Source organism: Rhizobium sp. PDO1-076, from assembly GCF_000247475.1.
Lineage (GTDB): Bacteria > Pseudomonadota > Alphaproteobacteria > Rhizobiales > Rhizobiaceae > Allorhizobium.
This window is the reverse complement of sequence record NZ_AHZC01000196.1, coordinates 1-2,830: the sequence shown is the minus strand read 5'-3', so window position 1 is coordinate 2,830 and position 2,830 is coordinate 1. Positions and strand designations below refer to the sequence as shown.

General features: G+C 62.7%; 4 protein-coding genes. 2 read left to right on the top strand and 2 right to left on the bottom strand.

Translation table 11 applies throughout. The annotated features are described in order from the left end of the window. Positions 1–696: DUF930 domain-containing protein (locus tag PDO_RS12085; RefSeq protein ID WP_037073711.1), on the top strand; the 696-nt coding region annotated here is incomplete at its 5' end. A 15-nt stretch (positions 697–711) separates the two neighbouring features. Here the strand turns inward: PDO_RS12085 and PDO_RS12080 are convergent. Both PDO_RS12080 and PDO_RS12075 read right to left on the bottom strand, forming a co-directional pair. After that, complete coding sequence (locus tag PDO_RS12080; protein WP_009109892.1) at positions 712–1,860, bottom strand: amidohydrolase; 1,149 nt, start codon at positions 1,858–1,860, stop codon at positions 712–714. A gap of 86 nt (positions 1,861–1,946) precedes the next feature. After that, entirely contained in the window at positions 1,947–2,546 is a 600-nt protein-coding gene (locus PDO_RS12075; RefSeq protein WP_009109889.1) for a LysE/ArgO family amino acid transporter, read from the bottom strand. Positions 2,547–2,641: 95 nt separating this feature from the next. Between PDO_RS12075 and PDO_RS12070 the strand changes: the two genes are divergently transcribed. Beyond that, a partial coding sequence (locus PDO_RS12070) for a LysR family transcriptional regulator (RefSeq protein ID WP_009109887.1) occupies positions 2,642–2,830 on the top strand: 189 nt, incomplete at its 3' end.

The following is a 2,830-nucleotide window of genomic DNA, read 5'->3' as shown; positions in this document are numbered from 1 at the left end:
GTGGTGCAGTTCGGCGACAAGGATGCAGGTCCGCGCAAGGAGGATGATGGTAGCGGCGCTGTTGATCCGGCGGAGACGGCTGCGGACGATCCTGTTGAACCTCCGCCTGTGGTGGAACCGGAAAAACCTGCCGAACCGCCCAAGGAAGAGGCGGCCGCGGCCAAGCCATTGCCGGACATCGCGCTGCCGGAAGCGGATCTCGAAGGGCAGGTGCCGGATCCTTCGGCCGAAGGCGAGGCTTTGAGCGGTGAAGCCATTGCGGCGCTGAACGAGGCCGAGGTGAAGGAACCGGAGGCGCCGGTGGACGAGTCCAATGTGGGTGCCGCAGCGCCGAAACTGGATGACGCTAAGAAGCTGTTTTCGACGGTGATTTCGAGCGATCCAGCGGCGATGACGGCGATGAACGGCTTGCCGCGTGAACGGCGGGCCGACCAGTTGTGCACGACCGAATTGCGCGAGCAGTTGCGCAATGCTTCGCCTCCGTTTCGGCCGGAACTGCTGCCCTCCTTCGGTTTGAAGAAGGGGAATATACTGGCGCCGGCGAAGACCGCGTTCCGGGCATCCGGCCAGTGGTATGACCTGAGCTTCCGTTGCGAGGTCGATGACGGGGCGACCAAAGTCGTCTCGTTCGGCTTCTCGGTCGGCGCGGCAATTCCCAGATCCGAATGGCGCAAGCGCCGTTTCCCGGATTTTTGATCAATAGGCTTTCAATCAGTCCAGCAGGTCGCGGATCACCCGCATGAAGATGCGTGCGCCGGTGGCAATCAAGGCGTCAGGGAAATCATAGTCGGGATTATGCAAGGCTGGATGATTTTCGCCGGAGCCGAGGAAGAACATCGCGGAGGGGGCGACGGCGCGCAGGCGGCCGAAATCCTCCGACCCGCGCATCGGCAGATCGCCTTCGTCATGGGAAATACCCTCTGCGTCCAGCGCGCGGGCCAGATGGGCGACGGCCTCGGGCGCATTGTCGCAATGCAGAAAAATGTCGTGATAGCTGGTCGACAGCGTAAGGTCATGGAGGGACGCGGCCTCTGCTGCCAGCGCTTCGGCGCGGGCGCAGAGTTCGGCCATGCGGTCGTCTACCAGCGTGCGCAACGTCACCCATACTTCGCCATCGCCGGGTGTAATGCCGAAGGCTTCCTCACCGAGCCAGGCATGGGTGACTGTGGCGAGGGTGAAGGTCTCATCTGGTGGAGCGCCATGCGACAGGGCCGTCAGCGCTGGCATCAGGCCGGCCATCGCTGCCATCGGCGATAGGCCGGTTTCAGGCTGCGACGCATGGGCAGTCTTGCCAGAAAAGCGGATCTTCATGCCGCGCGAGGCGCAGTTGACCGGACCGGCCTTCAGCGCGACGTGGCCGAGCGGCGTGCCCGGCAAGTTGTGCAGCGAAAAGGCGAAGTCAGGCGTGATGTCCGCAAAGCGCGGATCGGCCAAGACCGCTGCGGCGCCGCTGCCGTCTTCCTCCGCCGGCTGGAACAGCAGCACGACCCGGCCGCTCCTCGGCAGCTGACGGGAGAGGCCGAGTGCGACCGCGGTCAGAATGGTCGAATGTCCGTCATGGCCGCAAAGATGGCCCTTGCCGGGGATCGTCGAGCGATAGGCAGCGGCGGATTTCTCTTCGATCGGCAGCGCGTCCAGTTCCGAGCGAAAGAGCAGGGTTGGACCGGGGGCGGCGCCTTCAAACACCGCTGCCACGCCATGGCCTCCAAGGCGGCTGATGATCCTTGCCGGCGACAGGTGTTTCAGCGCGTCGACGATGCGCCTTGCCGTTTGCTCTTCCTCGCCGGACACTTCCGGATGGCGATGCAGTTCCTGGCGGAAATCGATCAGGTCAACGATGTCGCGATTGCTGAGAAACATGAACGAGTATCCTCCTGCTTGTCCGGGCATCCATCGTTCTAGCCGAGCGCCCCGGTGACTGCATCCGCAAAGCAGGCATTGCTTGGTTATCGCACAAGATTGAGGGCGATGGATGCCATGATGACGGCGATCGCACCATCCAGCACGCGCCAGGCAAACGGTTTGGCAAACAGCGGCTCCAGCAGTCTGGCGCCAAAGCCAAGCGAGAAGAAGAAGGAGAAGGATGCGACGATTGCCCCAAGGGCGAAGGCCGTCTCCTGACCTGCGTAACGGGTCGAGATGGAGCCGAGCAGAACGACCGTGTCGAGGTAGACGTGCGGATTGAGCCAGGTAAAGGCGAGGCAGGTTAAAAGCGCAGGCAGGAGCCGCGTCTCCTGGGTCTTGGCAGCCCGCAGTGCGCCAGCGCCAGTCAGGCTCTGATGGAGACTGCGCAGGGTATAGAGGGCCAGGAATACTGCGCCACCGTATCGCATCACCGGCTCCAGCCAAGTGAGTGACGCCAGAACGGTGGCAAAACCTGCGACCCCGATGGCGATCAGCAGGGCATCGGATATGGCGCAGGTCAGGACAATGGCCAGCACATGCCGACGCAACAGTCCCTGGCGCAGGACAAACGCATTTTGGGCGCCGATCGCGACGATCAGGCTGAGACCGAGCAGGAAGCCGGCAATCAGGGCAGTGGACATGGGAACTCCAGAAACTCCTTGTTGGTGGAGCTTTGACTACGCGATCGAGTTTGATTAGAATAATTAAAATTCCTTGCCTGTGATTAGGAAATCTAATGATCGATGCCGCCCAACTCGCAGCATTGGCCGCCGTCTTGCGCAGCGGCAGCTTCGAGCGGGCGGCCCGCATGCTCGGTGTGACATCCTCGGCCATTTCGCAACGGATCCGCGCACTGGAAGAGCAGGTGGGAAGTCCGCTGATCATCCGCTCGCAGCCGTGCCAGCCGACTGAGGCCGGCCAGAGG

Bases quoted from the DNA above. Each gene is read 5' to 3' on its own strand.
- PDO_RS12075 (WP_009109889.1), bottom strand. From the start codon at position 2,546: ATGTCCACTGCCCTGATTGCCGGCTTCCTGCTCGGTCTCAGCCTGATC.
- PDO_RS12080 (WP_009109892.1), bottom strand. From the start codon at position 1,860: ATGTTTCTCAGCAATCGCGACATCGTTGACCTGATCGATTTCCGCCAG.